Origin of the sequence: Tepidibacillus infernus (assembly GCF_048898065.1) — a bacterium.
Classification (GTDB): Bacteria; Bacillota; Bacilli; order Tepidibacillales; family Tepidibacillaceae; genus Tepidibacillus_B; species Tepidibacillus_B infernus.
In genome coordinates this window covers 1-259 of the sequence record NZ_JBLWFI010000043.1, presented here as the reverse complement: position 1 = coordinate 259, position 259 = coordinate 1, and the positions used below count along the sequence as shown (strand labels likewise).

General features: G+C 33.6%; 1 pseudogene. It reads left to right on the top strand.

Annotation, left to right across the window (positions count from 1 at the left end):
* Positions 1-259: pseudogene (locus TEPIDINF_RS14915) on the top strand (IS91 family transposase); the annotation flags it as partial.

The following is a 259-nucleotide window of genomic DNA, read 5'->3' as shown; positions in this document are numbered from 1 at the left end:
CAAAACAATAAGCAAAAAAATACTCACTGTATGGCAAGAAAAAGCAAGAAAATGGATTGTGAAAATTAAAAAGACCTTACGTCGTCAGACGTGGAGGGAAAGAATAGTGGCAAGTGGAAGAAGAGACCCAATGATATGTCCTCATTGTGAAAATTATTATGAATATAAGGGTGAAGTATGCCTTGAAGATGGTATACTAGTAATAAAATTTGCAATAGATCAAATGACAAAGAAATATTTGGAGGGAGAGATTCGTTAT